The 18,499-nt window shown below is 64.0% G+C and carries 11 protein-coding genes; 8 read left to right on the forward strand and 3 right to left on the reverse strand.

Annotated features, from left to right (window positions below):
* Positions 1 to 14 precede the first annotated feature (14 nt).
* From mgtE to ACF8MC_RS11720, 3 genes are all read left to right on the forward strand, one after another.
* The gene (mgtE, locus tag ACF8MC_RS11710) at positions 15 to 1,448 is read left to right on the forward strand and encodes a magnesium transporter (RefSeq protein WP_033654569.1); all 1,434 of its coding nucleotides are present in this window, start codon (positions 15 to 17) and stop codon (positions 1,446 to 1,448) included.
* Between the two features lie 185 nt (positions 1,449 to 1,633).
* A complete protein-coding gene (locus tag ACF8MC_RS11715; protein ID WP_164105169.1) occupies positions 1,634 to 4,960 on the forward strand; it encodes a diguanylate cyclase in 3,327 nt (1,108 codons plus the stop codon).
* Positions 4,961 to 5,151: 191 nt separating this feature from the next.
* A complete protein-coding gene (locus ACF8MC_RS11720) occupies positions 5,152 to 5,505 on the forward strand; it encodes a DNA-binding protein (protein ID WP_033635531.1) in 354 nt (117 codons plus the stop codon).
* Between the two features lie 9 nt (positions 5,506 to 5,514).
* Here the strand turns inward: ACF8MC_RS11720 and alkA are convergent, their stop codons facing one another.
* Entirely contained in the window at positions 5,515 to 7,005 is a 1,491-nt protein-coding gene (gene alkA, locus ACF8MC_RS11725; RefSeq protein ID WP_164105168.1) for a DNA-3-methyladenine glycosylase 2, read from the reverse strand.
* A 164-nt stretch (positions 7,006 to 7,169) separates the two neighbouring features.
* On the opposite strand from alkA, the gene yegD reads away from it, so the two are divergent.
* Together yegD and ACF8MC_RS11735 are read left to right on the forward strand one after the other, a co-directional pair.
* A complete protein-coding gene (gene yegD / locus ACF8MC_RS11730) occupies positions 7,170 to 8,522 on the forward strand; it encodes a molecular chaperone (protein WP_033635533.1) in 1,353 nt (450 codons plus the stop codon).
* 51 nt (positions 8,523 to 8,573) lie between these two features.
* The gene (locus ACF8MC_RS11735) at positions 8,574 to 9,140 is read left to right on the forward strand and encodes a GNAT family N-acetyltransferase (protein WP_164105167.1); all 567 of its coding nucleotides are present in this window, start codon (positions 8,574 to 8,576) and stop codon (positions 9,138 to 9,140) included.
* Here ACF8MC_RS11735 and ACF8MC_RS11740 read toward each other — a convergent pair.
* Together ACF8MC_RS11740 and ACF8MC_RS11745 are read right to left on the reverse strand one after the other, a co-directional pair.
* Positions 9,137 to 9,754, reverse strand: coding sequence for a pyridoxamine 5'-phosphate oxidase family protein (locus tag ACF8MC_RS11740; protein WP_049194866.1), 618 nt, complete (start codon positions 9,752 to 9,754; stop codon positions 9,137 to 9,139). The two genes, ACF8MC_RS11735 and ACF8MC_RS11740, sit on opposite strands and share 4 nt — an antisense overlap.
* Positions 9,755 to 9,815: 61 nt before the next feature.
* The gene (locus ACF8MC_RS11745) at positions 9,816 to 10,769 is read right to left on the reverse strand and encodes an aldo/keto reductase (RefSeq protein ID WP_041036271.1); all 954 of its coding nucleotides are present in this window, start codon (positions 10,767 to 10,769) and stop codon (positions 9,816 to 9,818) included.
* Positions 10,770 to 11,041: 272 nt separating this feature from the next.
* Here ACF8MC_RS11745 and ACF8MC_RS11750 point away from each other — a divergent pair, with 272 nt between their 5' ends.
* The 3 genes from ACF8MC_RS11750 to mdtC are packed head-to-tail and all read left to right on the forward strand — an operon-like array spanning position 11,042 to position 18,491.
* On the forward strand, positions 11,042 to 12,295 hold the full coding sequence (locus ACF8MC_RS11750; protein ID WP_164105166.1) for an MdtA/MuxA family multidrug efflux RND transporter periplasmic adaptor subunit: 1,254 nt from the start codon (positions 11,042 to 11,044) through the stop codon (positions 12,293 to 12,295).
* Positions 12,295 to 15,414, forward strand: coding sequence for an MdtB/MuxB family multidrug efflux RND transporter permease subunit (locus ACF8MC_RS11755; RefSeq protein WP_164105165.1), 3,120 nt, complete (start codon positions 12,295 to 12,297; stop codon positions 15,412 to 15,414). Before ACF8MC_RS11750 ends, ACF8MC_RS11755 begins: the two co-directional genes overlap by 1 nt.
* Complete coding sequence (mdtC, locus tag ACF8MC_RS11760) at positions 15,411 to 18,491, forward strand: multidrug efflux RND transporter permease subunit MdtC (RefSeq protein WP_164105164.1); 3,081 nt, start codon at positions 15,411 to 15,413, stop codon at positions 18,489 to 18,491. The genes ACF8MC_RS11755 and mdtC overlap by 4 nt, the downstream gene beginning before the upstream one ends.
* Positions 18,492 to 18,499: the final 8 nt, after the last annotated feature.

Raw genomic sequence — 18,499 nt, forward strand, 5'->3', positions numbered from 1 at the left:
CGTAAAGGAACACCATGTCAGCCGCAACCCATAACGTCAAAAAAGTCGCTGAATACCGCCAGCGCATTCTCACTCTGCTGTTGAACAATAAGGAGTTGGTCGACGGCATTCTCGGCCGGCCAGGGGATGAACACGCCCTCAGCCAAAGCGAACTGCTGAACCAGACGGCGGAAATCACCGGTCTGTTGGACGATATGCACGCCGCCGACCTGGCGGACCTGCTGGAGGCGCTGCCGCAGGACGAACGTATGGCGCTGTGGCGGCTGGTGGGCAACAGCAAGCGCGGCCAGACGCTGGTGGAGGTCGCCGAACCGGTCTGGGACAGCCTGATCGAGGAAATGAGCGACAAAGACCTGCTCAAAGCGATCAAAACGCTGGACGTCGACGAACAGGCCTACCTGGCGCAATACCTGCCGCGTAACCTGATGGGCCGGTTGCTGACCTCGCTGGAGCCGGAGCAGCGCGCCCAGGTGCGCGAGATGAGCCAGTACGCCAAAGACAGCGTCGGCTGGATGATGGATTTCGAACTGGTGACGGTGCGGCCGGACGTCACGCTCGGCGCGGTGCATCGCTTCTTGCGCATGCGCAAAACCATTCCCGACGCCACCGATAAACTGTTCGTCACCGATCGCAAAAACACCCTGTTGGGCGAGCTGCCACTGACCGCAGTGCTGCTGAACGATCCGGAGATCCCGGTGCGCGAAGTGATGGACAGCGATCCCGCCACCTTTCAGCCCGAAGACAAGGCCGATGAAGCGGCCGGCGCGTTCGAACGTTACGACCTGATCAGCGCCCCGGTGGTTGACGCCAAGGGCAAACTGATGGGCCGCCTGACCATCGAAGAGATCGTCGACGCCGTCAACGAAGAGAGCGACACCAACCTGCGCCGCATGGGCGGTTTGAGCCCGGAAGAAGACGTGTTCGCCCCGGTCAGCAAGGCGGTCAAGACCCGCTGGGCCTGGCTGGCGATCAACCTCTGCACCGCATTCATCGCCTCGCGGGTGATCGGCCTGTTCGAACACACCATTTCCCAGTTGGTGGCGCTGGCGGCGCTGATGCCGATCGTCGCCGGCATCGGCGGCAACACCGGCAACCAGACCATCACCATGATCGTGCGCGCGCTGGCGCTGCACCAGATCGAAGTCGGCAACATCTCGCGCCTGATGCTCAGGGAACTGGGCGTCGCCATCATCAACGGCGTGGTGTGGGGCGGCATCATGGGCGTCATCACCTGGCTGCTGTACGGCGACGCGGCGATGGGCGGCGTGATGACGCTGGCGATGCTGCTCAATCTGCTGCTGGCGGCGCTGATGGGCGTAGTGATCCCGATGACCATGCTCAAAGTGGGCCGCGATCCGGCGGTCGGCTCCAGCGTGCTCATCACCGCGCTGACCGATACCGGCGGCTTTTTCATCTTCCTCGGCCTCGCCACCCTGTTCCTGCTGTAATACGCGAAAAGCCGGCCGCGCGCCGGCTTTTTCGCCATTCTGTCGCCGGGTTTGCGTTAACGCAGTAAAGTCGGCCATCCCGGTAGGTTTTCCTCTCGCGCTGTACTACCCTTTGCCAATAAATCGTCTTAATTCATCCACGTCATGAATCCAATCACTGACAGAGGCCATCGGTAAGGGTGTCTATGGAGATCAGCGCGCCGAACACGTTCGGCACCCACAAAGGCGTCGTGCTGACGCATTCCCTGTTAGTGGCGCTGGCGACGTTTCTGCTCGCCTTGCTGAGCCTGTCGCTGTCCAGCGAAGCCAGCCACTTCACCCCGCTGTGGTTTCCGACCGCCGCCGCTATCGCGGTGCTGTACCGCCACGCCCCGCGCCACTGGGGCCTGCCGCTGTTGGCCAGCGGCCTCGGCATCGTGCTCGCCAGCTTCTTGCTGTTCGGCGTCAGCGCCACGCCCGTCAAGCTGGCCGCCATCAACCTGCTGGAAGCGGCGGTTTGCGCCCTGCTGCTGCGCCGCATGCTAGACCCGTACGATCCGTTGAACGATCTCGCCAGTTGGCTGCGTTTTGTGGTGTGCGCGGTGATTTTTACCCCGCTGTTCAGCGCGCTGCTGGCCGCCGGCCTGGTGCCCGCGCCAGGCCAGCCTTTTTGGCAGCCGTTCGGTACCTGGTTCATTTCCGAAGCGATAGGGGTGCTGTCGCTGGCGCCGATCGGCCTATCTTATAACCGTCGCACCCTGACGGCGCTGAACCCGTTTCCATTATTGCTGACGCTGATGGTTACGCTGGCTTTCAGCTTTATGGCGCTGACCTACCTGCCTTTTCCGTTCACGTTCGTGATTTTGCCGCTGCTGTGGGCAGCCATCGCACTGCCGCGTTTTGAGGCGTTCACCGTTTGCTTCTGCACCCTCTTGCTGATCACCGTGATGATTTCGCTGGGCTTGCTGCATTTCCAGGCTTCCGGCAAGCACCTTGGCGATCTCGGTCTGTACTTGCCGATGCTGCTGATTTTAATCCCGGCGCACGCGATGGCGGTGGTGATGCACGCCTTCCGGGTGGAAAAACAGCACATCGTCGAGAGCGAAAGCCGCTTTCGCAGCGCGCTGGAGTATTCCGCCATCGGCATGGCGCTGGTGTCGCCGCAGGGGAAATGGCTGCAGGTCAATCAGGCGCTGTGCGCGCTGCTCGGCTATACGCCTGAGGCGCTGCATAAGCTGACCTTTCAAGAAATTACGCATCCCGACGATCTCACCGCCGATCTCAGCCAGTTGCACGACCTGCTCGATGGCCATATCAGCAGCTACACCATGGAGAAACGCTACATCCGCAGCGACGGCCAGACCGTCTGGGCGCTGCTGGCGGTCTCGCTGGTGCGCGACGCCGAAGGCCTGCCGCTGTACTTCATCTCGCAGGTGGAGGACATCAGCGATTTGAAGCGCAGCCAGGCGGAAAACAACCGGCTGGTGGAGCGCATTACGCTGGCCAATCAGGTGGGCGGCGTCGGCATCTGGGAATGGGTGATGAGCCAGGAAAACTTCACCTGGGATCAGCGCATGTTCGAACTCTACGATCTCAATCCCGACCAAACGCCGACGCTGGCGCTGTGGCGCACCCTGTTGGTGCCGGAAGATCGCGACCGCACCGATCGCGAGCTGGCCGCGCTGTTGGCCGACCCCAAGCCTTTCGTCATGGAATACCGCATCGTGACCCGCCAGGGCAGCGTGCGCCATATTCGCGGCCAGGGCAACGTGATCCTCGACGATCAGGGCAGGCCGCTGCGCATGATCGGCACCAATATCGACATGACCGAGCTCAAGAGCCTCGCCGAAGCGCTGCACGAGGAGAAAGAGCGTTTGCACATCACCCTCGACGCCATCGGCGAAGGGGTGATCTCCACCGACAGCCACCTGCGCATTACCTTTATGAACCCGGTGGCCGAGCAGATGTGCGGCTGGCCGCTCGATCTGGCGATCGGTATGCCCGTCGCCGGCGTGGTGCGCCTGACCAACGGCAAAGACGGCCCGGAAATCGAAAACCTCACGCAATATCCACGGCAGTGGCCAGCGGATTACGCATTGGTGCTGCACAGCCGCGACGGGCGCTATTTCGACGTGCAGCAGTCTGTCTCACCGCTAAAAACCCTCGACGGTGAAACCATGGGCGCGGTGATGGTGCTGCAGGATGTCACCGCCTCGCGCGAACTGATGAAAAAGCTCAGCTACAGTGCCTCGCACGACGCGCTGACCGGCCTGCCGAACCGCGCCAGCTTCGAGAAGCAGCTGAAAGCGGCAATCGTCGCCGGCGGGGAACCGTCACCGCCGCATTCGCTGGTGTTCCTCGATCTGGATCGGTTCAAGGCGGTGAACGACACCGCCGGCCACGCGGCGGGCGATGCCTTGCTGCGGGACATCGCCCAGCTGATGCGGCACCAGCTGCGCAACAGCGACTGCCTGGCCCGGCTGGGCGGCGACGAATTCGGCCTGATCCTGTTCGACTGCCGGCCGGAGCAGGCCAAATCGCTGATGCAACAGGTGGTCAACCAAATCAGCCAGCATCCGTTCTACTGGGAAGGGAAAATTTATCGCGTCGGCGCCAGCGCCGGCATCACGCGCATCGGCGGCGACGCCAAAAGCAGCGAGCTGCTGGCCCAGGCCGACATCGCCTGCTACACCGCCAAGCACCACGGGCGCGGCCAGGTGTATCTGTATGAAGCACGGCAAAAACAGCTGCTGGAGCGGCAGCATGAATTGCTGAGCCTGCAGGAAGTGCAGACGATCGTCAGCGAGGGGCAGCTGCGGCTGCTGACCCGCGCGGTCGCGCCGCCGGCGACGCCGCTGTCGGCCGCGTTCCACCAGGTGAAGCTGCAGGTGATGGCGCCGGACGATCGGCCGCTGCCGCACGAGGCATTCATCGCCGCCGCGCAGCTGTACGGCCTGATGCCGGACATCGACCGCTGGACGGTGGCGCAGCTGCTGGTGCACTGCGCCGACGACATCAAGCGCAAGGGGCTGTCGCTCGCGTTGCCGCTGGCCACCGACAGCCTGCTGAACACCGACTTCCAGCGCGAGCTGACGGAAAGGGTGCGCGCTTCCTCGCTGCCGCCGCAGGCACTGTTGTTCAGCGTCGATGAGGCCGTGGTGCTGGAACACGCCGCGCAGTGCCGGGCGTGTCTTCGCGAACTGCAGCAGCTGGGCTGCCGGCTGATCGTCAATGGCTTCGGGCATAATATCAATGCCTTCGATGAGCTGGGCGATCAGAAAATCGACATCATTCGCGTCGATGAACGCTTTATCACCAACGTGCACTGCAACCAGATGGATGAACTGATGGTCTCGATGCTCAACGGCGCGGCGCATCGGATCAAAGCGCAGACGCTCGCCGGGCCGGCCCACCAACCGGTGACGCTGCAGGCGCTGCGCGATATCGGCATCGATCTGGCGGATGGCGATCAGGTAGCGCTGGAGCAGCCGCTGGCGGTGTTGCTCAGCGACGGCTACTTCGGCATTCGCTAACCCCTCCCCCTCACCGGCGCCGTCTCGCGGGCGGTGCCGCACTCCCGTTATTCACATTGTGTTAACCCATGCGAGATTAGTGATATAAATAACACCTGAAGCTTAAACGATTAAATAAGATGAAACTCCCATGCGAACATCAGCGTATCCGTTGATTTTCCTCGACATGTGATGGCTCAGGGATAGGGACTATGGAAAAGAAATGGTTTTCCGCCAGGGAACTGATGGGCAAGGCGGGGTTGCCTTCAACCCCGCAAGGGGTCAATTTGATGGCCCGGCGCGAAGGCTGGCTCAGCCGCCGCCGCAGCGGCGTGCAGGGCAAAGCGCTGGAATACCATATCGACAGCCTGCCGTACGGCGCGCGCAGCCTGTCGGCCTTGCGCGAGACAGACCCTCCGGGCTACGACGTCAAACGCCAGGATCCGATACGGGTCTGGATCGAGTATTACTACCACCTGACGCCAGCCGAGCGGGAAAAGCTGCTGGCGTTCCTGATGCGCGAGGGCATGAGCCGCCTGCTGCAGCTGATCGAGCCCCCCCGCTAGCCCGAATGCTCAATCCTCCCCTTCCGGCGCCCAGCCGTCGTTGTGCCACAGATGCAGCGTGGCGTAAGAGCGCCACGGGCGCCAACGTTCGGCATAGCGTTCGATCTGGCGCGGCGTCATGCCGGGGAAACGCTGTTTGATCAGGTAGTCGCCGGCCAGAAACACGTCCGGCCAAGACCAGGCGCGCATCGCGATATAGCTGGCGGTCCAGCTGCCGATGCCCGGCAGCGCGGTCAGCGCCCTGATGCCCTGGTCGATATCCAGCACGTTGTCGAGCTGCAGTCGCCCTTCGCCCAGCGCGCGGGCGATCTCGATCAGCGCCGCCGCGCGCTTCAGCTGCACCCCGAGCGGGCGCAGTGCTTCGGGCTGCAGCTGCGCCACCCGTTCGGCGCTGGGGAAAACGTGGGTGATGCCCTCATGCGGCGCCGCCAGCGGCTCTCCCCAGCGTTCGGCCATCCGCCCGGCGAAGGTCGCCGCCATTTTCACGCTGACCAACTGCCCCAGCACCGCCCGCGCCGCCTGCTCGAAGCTGTTCACGCAGCCCGGCAGGCGCAGCCCCGGCGCATCGGCCGCCAGCGAGCCCAGCGCCTCATTGATGCGATCCGGCGCGGCGTCCAGATCAAACAGCAGGCGCACGCGGCGCAGCACCTCCGTCGTCACCAAACTGAGCGCAGGCGCGATCTCGATCCTGACCCGGTTGCGCGCTTCCTCCGGCTGCACGCTGACCCAGCCGCGATATTCCGTGCCGCCCTGGTTGACGGCGATCGAACGCAGGTAGCGGCGTCCCTCGACCCGCTCCACGCCCTGCACGGCGCGCGCCTGCAGGAAATTCAGCATGCGATCCCAGTCATAGGGCGGCCGATAGCCCAGATGGAACACCAGCCCGCTGGCGGCGGCCCGCTCACCGCGCGCGCCGCCGCTGCGCAGCGCAGACGGGATCAGGCGATAGCGCGCCTTGAACAGCTCGTTGAAACGCCGCAGGCTGCCGAAACCGGCGGCGAACGCCACCTCGCTGAGCGGCAGGTCGGTATCCGCCAGCAGGCGTTTGGCCTGCAGCAACCGGTGCGACTGCGCGTAATCGATAGGCGAAGCGCCAAACTGTTCGGCGAAGATGCGCCGCAGGTGGCGATCGGAAATGCCGAGCCGCGCCGCCAGCGCTTCGCAGCTGTGTTCGGACAGATAGCCTTGCTCGATGAGCTGCACCGCCACCTGCGCATAGCGGTTGCCCAGATCGATCAGCGCCAGGCCGGGCGCCAGCTCCGGCCGGCATTTAAGACAGGGGCGAAAGCCCGCCAGCTCGGCCGCCGCCGCGCTCGGATAGAAGGTGCAGTTTTCCAGCTTCGGCGTGCGGGCGCTGCACACCGGGCGGCAATAGATGCCGGTGGAAGAGACGCCGACGAAAAAGCGGCCGTCGAATTTGCGGTCACGCGCGCGCAGCGCGTCGTACAACGCTTGCTGTTGAGTATTCATGGCAACGCTCGGGTTCGGTTTTTTCTGCATTATGGGGCTCGCCTGGCGCGCTGACGTGCGGAATTCGGACATTAAGTTAAGCATGCCGATGCCGCGCCCGCTAAATTTTTCGACACTCGCGCATTGGCGCATTGCCCGCCGGCTCCGTCTCGGGTAAAGTCGCCCCCCTTCATTGGCATGGGGACAAAAAAGAGATGTTTATTGGATTCGACTACGGGACAGCCAACTGTTCCGTCGCGGTGATGCGCGACCACGGCCCCGAACTGCTGACGCTGGAAAACAACGAACCGTATCTGCCTTCGATGCTGTGCGCGCCGACCCGCGAAGCGGTGAGCGAATGCCTGCACCGCCATTGGCAGGTGCCGACCGGCAGCGAAGAAAACCAGCAGCTGCTGCGCCGCGCCATCAGTTACAACCGCGAAGAGGACATTCCGGTCAACGGCGACAGCGTATTGTTCGGCCTGCAGGCGCTGGCGCACTACATGGAAGATCCGGAAGAGGTGTACTTCGTGCGCTCGCCGAAATCCTTCCTCGGCGCCAACGGCCTGAAGCCGCAGCAGATCGCGCTGTTCGAAGACCTGGTGTGCGCCATGATGTTCCACATCAAACGCCAGGCGGAAAACGTGCTGCAGACCGGCATCGATCAGGCGGTGATCGGCCGGCCGATCAACTTCCAGGGCATCGGCGGCGAAGAGGCCAACCGGCAGGCGCAGGGCATTTTGCAGCGCGCCGCCGAACGCGCCGGTTTCAAAGCCATTGAATTCCAGTTCGAGCCGGTGGCGGCGGGGCTGGACTTCGAGGCGACGCTGAGCGAAGAGCAAACCGTGCTGGTGGTGGACATCGGCGGCGGCACCACCGACTGCTCGGTGCTGCTGATGGGGCCGCAGTGGCGTGACCGCGCCGATCGCCAGCAAAGCCTGCTGGGGCACAGCGGCTGCCGGGTCGGCGGTAACGATCTGGACATCATGCTGGCCTTCAAACAGTTGATGCCGCTGTTCGGCCTGGGCGGCGAAACCGCGAAAGGCATCGCCCTGCCGGCGCTGCCTTACTGGAACGCGGTGGCGACCAACGACGTGCCGGCGCAAAACGATTTCTACAGCGCCGCCAACGGCCGCGTGCTGCGCGATCTGATCCTCGACGCGGCGGAGCCGGAAAAGGTCAAACGCCTGCTGAAAGTGTACCAGCAGCGCCTGAGCTACCGACTGGTGCGCGCGGCCGAAGAGAGTAAGATAGCCCTGTCCGGCCAAACCGCCATCAGCGCGCCGCTCGGCTTCGTGCAGGCCGATCTGGCGGAGAGCATCAGCCAGGCTCAGCTCGCCGACGCCATCTCGCAGCCGTTGATGCGCATCCAGGAGCAGGTCAGCGCCGCGCTGGCCAGCAGCCAGACCGCGCCGCAGGTGATCTACCTGACCGGCGGCAGCGCGCGTTCGCCACTGCTGCGCGCCGCGCTGCAACAGCAGCTGCCGGGCATTCCGATCGTCGGCGGCAACGACTTCGGCTCGGTCACCGCCGGGCTGGCGCGCTGGGCGCAAACGCTGTTCCGTTGACGGCCCAAGGGCGCGGTTCGCCGCGCCCTTGCTCATTGGAGGCTATGCATCTTGTCAACCATCCTTACCCTCGACAGCGACAGGCTGCGGCTGCGCCCCTGGCGCGACGACGATCTGCCGGCCTTCGCCGCGCTTAACGCCGATCCGCAGGTGATGCGCTATTTCCCGGCGACGATGACGGCCGAAGAAAGCCGCACGCAGGCCGAACGCATCCGCGCCTTCATGCAACAACACGGCTGGGGGCTGTGGGCGGTGGAAGTGAAAGACGGCGCGCCCTTTATCGGGTTTGTCGGGCTGGCGCGGCCGGGCGACGATCTGCCCTGTTCCCCCTGCGTGGAGATTGGCTGGCGGCTGGCGGCGGCCCATTGGGGCAACGGCTACGCCGCTGAAGCGGCACGCGCGGCGCTGGCGTGCGCCTTCGACACGCTTCACTTGCCGGAAGTGGTGTCCTTCACCGCCGAAAACAACCAACCGTCGCGCCGGGTGATGACGCGCATCGGCATGCAATTTGACGGCGAAACCTTCCTGCACCCACGCCTGCCGGCGGGCCATCCGCTGCAAAAGCACGTCTTGTACCGGCTGAACCGGCAAACGTGGCGCGAACGTCGCGGCGATTAATACAGCGTATCCTTCAGCCGCTGCGGCAGCGCCTGGTCGTACTCCTCACCGTCGAAGCGCGTTTGGCTCACCGCGGCCAAAATATGGCCGGGGGTGGGCAGCGCCGAACGTTCGAGGCGGCTGCCCTCTTCCCAGAGTCCCGAACGCAAGATCGCCCGGCTGCACTGGAAGAACACCGCCTCTACCCGAATGCGCAGCACCGAACGCGGCAACTGATTACGCTGGGCGAAGCGCTGCAGCACCGCCGGCGCCACCACGATCTCCGCCCGCCCGTTAATCCGCAGCGTTTCGCCGATGCCGGGGATCAGCAGCAGCAGCGCCACCCGGTTGTCGTGCAGGATATTGCGCAGGCTGTCGATGCGGTTATTGCCGCGCCGATCCGGCAGCAGCAGGGTTTTCTCGTCTTCGATCTGGATAAAACCGGCCGGATCGCCGCGCGGAGAGACATCCATGCCGTCCGGCCCGACCGTCGAGAGGGCGGCAAACGGCGCCGCCTCGATAAACGGGCGGTACGCCGGGTGAATATAGCTGACTTCTTTAAACACCGAGGGCGCGGCGGGTTTGCCGTACAGCTGTTCCAGCGTCGCGAGGTCGTTGATGATATCGCCAGACATTGCGGTTTCCTGAATAAGTCATATTGACCCCTTCAGCATAGAGCAAAATCGCCGGCGGCTCTTACTCAGCGCTGGCGTGGTTCAGCGTCTGAATGTCGTCCGCATCCAGCGTCAGGCGGGTGGCGCTGACCAACTCATCCAGCTGCGGCAACGAGGTGGCGCTGACGATCGGCGCGGTGATGCTCGGGCGCGCAATCAGCCAGGCCAGCGAGACCTGCGCCGGGGAGCTGCCGTGCTTGCCGGCCACCTGATCCAGCGCCGCCAGAATGCGGAAGCCGCGCGGATTAAGGTAGCGTTCGACGATGCGATCGCCGCGCTGGCTTTTGCCCTCGTCCGCTTTGCTGCGGTATTTGCCGGTCAGGAAGCCGCTGGCCAGCGCGAAGAAGTTGATCACCCCGAGGCCATGGCGCTGCGCCACGCCTTCCAGCTCGGCCTCATAGCCTTCGCGCGCATACAGGTTATATTCCGGCTGCAGGGTTTCGTAGCGCGCCAGCCCGTTGCTTTCGCTCACCCGCAGCGCTTCTTCCAGGCGATCCGCCTGATAGTTGGAGGCGCCGATCGCCCGCACCTTGCCGGCCTTGATCAGCGCATCGAACGCCGCCAGCGTCTCTTCCAGCGGCGTATCGCGGTCGTCGTCGTGCGACTGGTAGAGATCGATATAATCGGTTTGCAGGCGGCGCAGCGAGTCCTCCACCGCCTGCTGAATATAGCGCGGCGACAGCCCCTGTTTGCCTTCGCCCATCGGTTTGCCCACCTTGGTGGCGATGATCACCTGATCGCGCTTGCCGCTCTTCTTGAGCCATTCGCCGATGACGGTTTCCGATTCGCCGCCCCGGTTGCCCGGCGCCCAGCTGGAATAGACATCGGCGGTATCGATAAAGTTAAGTTGATTGTCCACCAGCGCATCCAGCAGGCTGAAAGAGGTCGCCTGATCCGCCGTCCAGCCGAACACGTTGCCGCCGAAGGTCAACGCCGGCACCTGAATGCCCGAACGGCCCAGTTGTTTCTTGCTCATCACAAAGGCTCCATGGGTTAAATGATTTGCCTGTTAATTATTAGCGCCAAATGCAGGAAATCGTTAAAACGCATTGGCTATAAGCCGGAATAAATCACTTATAAACATAGCACGCTCAAATCACCCACTTATTAGGACAATGCTGACGGTTCCTCCATATTTCCTTCATTTTTATGCCGTCTTCGCTGGCTAAACTAGTATCCTGTAAGGAGTGTCATTTTTGTGGCAATGAGTGCCCGCGCCCCTGCCTTTTGGAGAGAATTTTCACCACCATGAATGCAAAACCCCAACGTCGTTCCCTGCTGCTGCGCCTGCTGGTTGCGGCGATTGCGATCATCGTCGCCGTTCTGGCCTGGCGCCATTTCAGCGCCGCTCAACCGACCGCCGGGACGACGCCGGGCGCGCACCAGGCCGCCGGTAAAACGGGAGCGGGCCGCGCGGCGGGCGGCAGACGCGGCGCGCCGATGTCGCCGGTGCAGGCGGCGACCGCCACCCGCCAGACGGTGCCGCGCTATCTTTCCGGCTTGGGCACCGCCACCGCCGCCAATACCGTGACCGTCACCAGCCGGGTCGATGGCCAACTGATGGCGATCCACTTTACCGAAGGCCAGCAGGTCAAAGCCGGCGATCTGCTGGCGGAAATCGATCCCCGGCCGTTCCAGGTGCAGCTGACCCAGGCCCAGGGGCAGTTGGCAAAAGATCAGGCCACGCTGGCCAACGCCCGGCGCGATCTGGCGCGCTATCAGCAGCTGGTGAAAACCAATCTGGTTTCCCGCCAGGAGCTGGATACGCAGGCCTCGCTGGTGCAGCAAACCGAAGGCGCGATCAAGGCCGATCAGGGCGCGGTCGACAGCGCCAAACTGCAGATCACCTACAGCCGCATCACCGCGCCAATCGACGGCCGCGTCGGCCTGAAACTGGTCGACGTCGGCAACTACGTCACCAGCGGCAGCACCACCGGTCTGGTGGTGATCACGCAAACGCACCCGATCGACGTGGTGTTCACGCTGCCCGAAGGCAACATCGCCGATCTGCTCAAGGCGCAAAAAGCCGGGCCGGTGAGCGTCGAAGCCTGGGATCGCACCAATCAGAACAAGCTGACGACCGGTTCGCTGCTGAGCCTGGACAACCAAATTGATACCGCCACCGGCACCATCAAGCTGAAAGCGCGCTTCACCAACGAAGATGACGCGCTGTTCCCCAACCAGTTCGTCAACGCGCGGCTGCAGGTGGATACCCTGCACGATGCGGTGGTGATCCCGACCGCCGCGCTGCAGATGGGCAACGAGGGCAACTTCGTCTGGACGCTCGGCGAAGACAACAGGGTCAGCAAACATCGGGTCACCGCCGGCGTGCAGGACAGCCGGCAGGTGGTGATCAGCGCCGGCCTCAACGCCGGCGATCGGGTGGTGACCGACGGCATCGATCGCCTGACCGAAGGCATGCAGGTGGAAGTGCTCGCGCCGAGCGAAGCGCCGGCGGCGGCCAACGCCAAGCGCGAACCTGACGTTCAGAGGAAGTCCTGATGCAGGTGATGCCTCCCAACGCCGGCGGCGGTCCGTCCCGCCTGTTTATTCTGCGTCCGGTCGCCACCACGCTGCTGATGGTGGCGATATTGCTGGCGGGGATTATCGGCTATCGCGCGCTGCCGGTGTCCGCCCTGCCGGAGGTGGATTACCCCACCATCCAGGTGGTGACGCTGTATCCCGGCGCCAGCCCGGACGTGGTGACCTCCGCCATTACCGCGCCGTTGGAACGCCAGTTCGGCCAGATGTCCGGCCTCAAACAAATGGCGTCGCAAAGCTCCGGCGGCGCCTCGGTGGTCACGCTGCAGTTCCAGCTGGCGCTGCCGCTCGACGTCGCGGAGCAGGAAGTGCAGGCGGCGATCAACTCCGCCACCAACCTGCTGCCGACCGATCTGCCCTACCCGCCTATCTACAGCAAGGTTAACCCGGCCGATCCGCCGATCCTGACGCTGGCCGTGACCTCCACCGCCATGCCGATGACGCAGGTGGAAGACATGGTGGAAACCCGCGTGGCGCAAAAAATTTCTCAGGTGACCGGCGTCGGCCTGGTGACGCTGGCCGGCGGCCAACGCCCGGCGGTGCGCGTAAAATTGAACGCCGCGGCGGTCGCCGCCTATGGCCTGAACAGTGAAACCATTCGCGCCGCCATCAGCAACGCCAACGTCAACTCGGCGAAAGGCAGCCTGGACGGCCCGACCCGCTCGGTCACCCTGTCCGCCAACGACCAAATGAAATCCGCCGACGACTATCGCCAGCTGATCGTCGCCTATCAGAACGGCGCGGCGATCCGCCTGCAGGATATCGCCACCATCGAACAAGGGGCGGAAAACACCCGGCTGGCGGCCTGGGCCAACAAGCAACAGGCGATCGTGCTGAACATTCAGCGTCAGCCTGGCGTCAACGTCATCACCACCGCCGACAGCATCCGCGAAATGCTGCCGACGCTGATTAAAAGCCTGCCCAAATCGGTCGACGTCAAGGTGCTGACCGATCGCACCACCACCATCCGCGCCTCGGTCAGCGACGTGCAGTTCGAGCTGCTGCTGGCGATCGCGCTGGTGGTGATGGTGATCTACGTGTTCCTGCGCAACGTGCCGGCGACCATTATCCCCAGCGTGGCGGTGCCGCTGTCGCTGGTCGGCACCTTCGCCGCCATGTACTTCCTCGGCTTCTCCATCAACAACCTGACGCTGATGGCGCTGACCATCGCCACCGGCTTCGTGGTGGACGACGCCATCGTGGTGATCGAGAACATCTCGCGCTACATCGAGAAAGGGGAAAAACCGCTCGACGCCGCGCTGAAAGGCGCCGGCGAGATCGGCTTCACCATCATCTCGCTGACCTTCTCGCTGGTGGCGGTGCTGATCCCGCTGCTGTTCATGGGCGACATCGTCGGCCGCCTGTTCCGCGAGTTCGCCGTGACGCTGGCGGTGGCGATTTTGATCTCCGCCGTGGTGTCGCTGACGCTGACGCCGATGATGTGCGCGCGCATGCTCAGCCATGAATCGCTGCGCAAGCAGAACCGGTTTTCCGCCGCCTCCGAACGCTTTTTCGACCGGGTGATCGCGCGATACGGCCAGTGGCTGAAAACGGTGCTTAACCATCCCTGGCTGACGCTCGGCGTGGCCGTCGGCACCCTGGCGCTGACGGTATTGCTGTACCTGCTGATCCCGAAAGGCTTCTTCCCGGTGCAGGACAACGGCATCATTCAGGGCACGCTGGAAGCGCCGCAGAGCGTCTCGTTCAGCAATATGGCCGAGCGCCAGCAGCAGGTCGCGGCGCAGATCCTCAAAGATCCGGCGGTGGAGAGCCTGACCTCGTTCGTCGGCGTCGACGGCAGCAACGCCACGCTCAACAGCGGCCGGCTGCAGATCAATCTGAAGCCGCTGAGCGAACGCAGCGAGCGCATTCCGGCGATCATCAGCCGCCTGCAGCAGCAAACGGCGCAGTTCCCCGGCGTGAAGCTATATCTGCAGCCGGTGCAGGATCTGACCATCGATACCCAGGTCAGCCGCACCCAGTACCAGTTCACCCTGCAGGCGATGTCGCTGGACGATCTCAGCCTGTGGGTGCCGCAGCTGATGGATGAGCTGAAGCAAACCCCGCAGCTGGCGGACGTCACCAGCGACTGGCAGGATCAGGGGCTGGTGGCCTACGTCAATGTCGATCGCGATTCGGCCTCCCGCCTCGGCGTCACCATGAGCGACGTGGACAATGCGCTGTACAACGCGTTCGGCCAGCGCCTGATCTCCACCATCTACACCCAGGCCAACCAATACCGCGTGGTGCTGGAGCACGACGTCAGCGCGACGCCGGGGCTGGCGGCGCTCAATGAGATCCGTCTGAGCGGCAACGACGACGCCGTAGTGCCGCTGAGCGCCATCGCCAAAATCGAAGAGCGCTTCGGCCCGCTGTCGGTCAACCATCTCGACCAGTTCCCGTCGGCCACCGTTTCGTTCAACGTCGCCGACGGCTACTCGCTCGGCGAGGCGGTCGACGCGGTCACCCAGGCGGAAGAAAATCTCAACATGCCGAGGGACATCACCACCCAATTCCAGGGGGCGACCCTGGCCTTCCAGGCGGCGCTCGGCAGCACGCTGTGGCTGATTTTAGCGGCGGTGGTGGCGATGTACATCGTGCTGGGCGTGCTGTATGAAAGCTTCATCCATCCGGTCACCATCCTCTCCACCCTGCCGACCGCCGGGGTCGGCGCGCTGCTCGCGCTGATGATGGCCGGCAGCGAGCTGGACGTGATCGCCATCATCGGCATCATCCTGCTGATCGGCATCGTTAAGAAGAACGCCATCATGATGATCGACTTCGCGCTGGCGGCGGAACGCGAACAGGGCTTATCGCCGCGCGACGCCATCTATCAGGCCTGCCTGCTGCGTTTCCGGCCGATCCTGATGACCACGCTGGCGGCCTTGCTCGGCGCGCTGCCGCTGATGCTGAGCACCGGCGTCGGCGCGGAGCTGCGGCATCCGCTCGGCGTCTGTATGGTCGGCGGTTTGATCATGAGCCAGATCCTGACGCTGTTCACCACGCCGGTGATCTACCTGCTGTTTGACAAACTGGCGCGCAACACGCATCGCCAGCCGGATACGCAGGAGCTACAGTGAAATTCTTCGCCCTGTTCATTCACCGGCCGGTGGCCACCACCCTGCTGACGCTGGCCATCGCCATCAGCGGCGCGATCGGCTTTCGCCTGCTGCCGGTGTCGCCGCTGCCGCAGGTGGATTTTCCGGTGATTTCGATCAGCGCGTCGCTGCCGGGCGCCTCGCCGGAAACCATGGCGTCCTCGGTGGCGACGCCGCTGGAGCGCGCGCTGGGCCGCATCGCCGGGGTTAACGAAATGACCTCGATGAGCTCGCTCGGCAGTACCCGGGTCATTTTGCAGTTCGATCTCGATCGCGACATCAACGGCGCCGCGCGCGACGTGCAGGCGGCGATCAACGCCGCGCAAAGCCTGCTGCCGACCGGCATGCCGAGCCGCCCCAGCTACCGCAAGGTCAACCCTTCCGACGCGCCGATCATGATCCTGACGCTGACCTCTGACACCTACAGCCAGGGGCAGCTTTACGATTTCGCCTCCACCCAGTTGGCGCAGAAAATCAGCCAGACCGAGGGCGTCGGCGACGTTTCCGTGGGCGGCAGCTCACTGCCGGCGGTGCGGGTGGAGCTGAACCCTTCGGCGCTGTTCAATCAGGGCGTGTCGCTGGACGCCGTACGGCAGGCCATCGCCAACGCCAACGTGCGCCGCCCGCAGGGCGCCGTGGAAAACCCGCAGCAGCGCTGGCAGATCCAGGCCAACGACGCGCTGAAAACCGCCGATGCCTACCGTCCGCTGATCGTTCATTACAACAACGGCTCGGCGGTGCGTTTGGCCGACGTGGCCGAGGTCAACGACTCGGTGCAAGACGTGCGCAACGCCGGGATGACCGACGCCAAACCGGCGATCATTCTGGCCATCAGCCGCGCGCCGGACGCTAACATCATCGAAACCGTCGATCGCATTCGCGCCGAACTGCCCGCCCTGCAGGAGAATATCCCGGCCTCGATTAAACTCAGCGTCGCGCAGGATCGTTCGCCGACCATTCGCGCGTCGCTGGCCGAGGTGGAACAGTCGCTGGCGATGGCCATCGGGTTGGTGATCCTGGTGGTGTTCATCTTCCTGCGCTCCGGGCGCGCCACGCTGATCCCGGCGGTCGCCGTGCCGGTGTCGCTGATCGGCTCGTTCGCCGCCATGTATCTGTGCGGGTTCAGCCTCAACAACCTGTCGCTGATGGCGCTGACCATCGCCACCGGCTTTGTGGTGGACGACGCTATCGTGGTACTGGAAAACATTTCCCGCCATGTCGAAGCCGGCATGAAACCGATCAACGCCGCGCTGCTGGGCGCGCGGGAAGTCGGTTTCACCGTGCTGTCGATGAGCGTTTCGCTGGTGGCGGTGTTTATCCCGCTGCTGCTGATGGAAGGCCTGCCGGGGCGCCTGTTCCGCGAGTTCGCCGTCACCCTGTCGGTATCGATCGGGCTGTCGCTCATCGTCTCGCTGACGCTCACGCCGATGATGTGCGCCTACCTGCTGCGCCACCAGCCGGCGCGTTCGCAGCGGCGCGCGCGCGGCTTCGGCAAAATGCTGCTGGCGCTGCAGCAGGGCTACGGACGCTCGCTGAACTGGGTGCTCGGCCACTCGCGCTGGGTGCTGGCGGTGTTCCTCGCCACCCTTGCGCTCAACGTCTGGCTGTATATCAGCATCCCGAAAACCTTCTTTCCGGAACAGGATACCGGGCGCCTGATGGGCTTTATCCAGGCCGACCAAAGCATTTCGTTCCAGGCGATGCGCGGCAAACTGGAAGACTTCATGAAAATCGTGCGCGAAGATCCGGACGTGGAAAACGTCACCGGTTTTACCGGCGGCTCGCGCACCAACAGCGGTTCGATGTTCATCTCACTGAAACCCCTGTCGGTACGCAGCGACGACGCGCAGAAAGTGATCGCCCGCCTGCGCGCTCGCCTGGCCAAAGAACCGGGCGCCAGCCTGTTTCTGATGGCGGTGCAGGATATCCGCGTCGGCGGCCGGCAGGCCAACGCCAGCTACCAATACACGCTGCTGGCGGACGATCTCGCCGCGCTGCGCGAATGGGAGCCGAAGATCCGCACCGCGCTGGCCGCATTGCCCGAGCTGGCGGACGTCAACTCGGACCAACAGGATAAAGGCTCGGAAATGGATCTGGTCTACGATCGCGAAACCATGGCGCGCCTCGGCATTTCGGTGTCCGACGCCAACAACCTGCTGAACAACGCCTTCGGCCAGCGGCAGATTTCGACCATCTATCAACCGCTCAACCAATACAAAGTCGTGATGGAAGTGGCGCCGCCCTACACCCAGGACGTGAGCTCGCTGGACAAAATGTTCATCATCAACAGCGAAGGCAAGGCGATACCGCTCTCCTACTTCGCCAGTTGGCGGCCGGCCAACGCGCCGCTGTCGGTCAACCATCAGGGGCTGTCCGCCGCCTCGACCATTTCCTTTAACCTGCCGGACGGCGGCAGCCTGTCGGACGCCACCGCCGCGGTAGAGCGCACCATGACTCAGCTCGGCGTGCCGTCTACGGTACGCGGCGCGTTCGCCGGCACCGCCCAGGTATTCCAGGACACCCTGAAGTCGCAGCTGATCCTGATCCTGGCGGCTATCGCCACGGTCTATATCGTGCTCGGCGTGCTGTATGAGAGCTATATCCATCCGCTGACCATCCTTTCCACGCTGCCTTCCGCCGGCGTGGGCGCGCTGCTGGCGCTCGAACTGTTCGGCGCGCCGTTCAGCCTGATCGCGCTGATCGGCATCATGCTGCTGATCGGCATCGTGAAGAAAAACGCCATCATGATGGTCGACTTCGCGCTCGAGGCGCAGCGCAACGGCGGCATCAGCGCCCGCGAGGCGATTTTTCAGGCCAGCCTGCTGCGTTTCCGGCCGATCATGATGACCACGCTGGCGGCGTTGTTCGGCGCACTGCCGCTGGTGCTGACCAGCGGCGACGGCGCGGAGCTGCGCCAGCCGCTCGGCATCACCATCGCCGGCGGTCTGGTGATGAGCCAGCTGCTGACGCTGTACACCACCCCGGTGGTCTACCTTTACTTCGACCGGCTGCAGGCGAAGTTCCGCCGCAACAAGCAACTGGCCCCGCTGCCCCATTAATGGCCGAC

The sequence above is a fragment of the Serratia sp. LACPHL-BACT-2024-00286 genome (assembly GCF_043109535.1).
Taxonomy (GTDB): domain Bacteria; phylum Pseudomonadota; class Gammaproteobacteria; order Enterobacterales; family Enterobacteriaceae; genus Serratia; species Serratia sarumanii.